This window comes from Vibrio sp. 1288, from assembly GCF_033344475.1.
In genome coordinates this window covers 1-503 of the sequence record NZ_JAWPOX010001204.1, presented here as the reverse complement: position 1 = coordinate 503, position 503 = coordinate 1, and the positions used below count along the sequence as shown (strand labels likewise).

General features: G+C 41.2%; 1 pseudogene. It reads right to left on the bottom strand.

From position 1 onward, the window contains the following. Positions 1-499 (bottom strand): annotated as a pseudogene (locus R8O11_RS31695) (AraC family transcriptional regulator); the annotation flags it as partial. Between the last annotated feature and the right edge of the window lie 4 nt (positions 500-503).

The following is a 503-nucleotide window of genomic DNA, read 5'->3' as shown; positions in this document are numbered from 1 at the left end:
ACGCCCATTTGGTTTCGATCAGAATCGCATCATTGATGTACACATAACTATTATTGCTATGTTGATAAAGTTGAAGCAGTGAAAATGAATCAAGTTCATTGGTTTTGATGTTGTAGGTATAAAAATGTGCGCCATCACTGACCCAAATATAATCACCTGATGAACCTATTTTTCTAATTTGCGACCCGGGGTTAAGGCTAAAGACCAACTGCCTTTCTTTGTTTGGGTAGGTCTGATAAACCTCATTTTCGACAAAGGTCCAGAATGACCCTTGATGATACGCAAGCTGCTTTGCAGTCGTTTGCAAAAAACTGCCTGATTTTGGCAGAACATTCTGGCCGTCATAAAAAAGAACGCGGCCATGTACATCATGAATCCATAGCCCACCTTGCTCGCCCAAGAACAATTTTTTCGCAGCAATAAAAGTGCCCTTAACCTGAGTAGGCAAAGGGTAAAAGATGGCATTTGCGTTGTTCAGCGCAAATGCTTGAGATGATATGAAG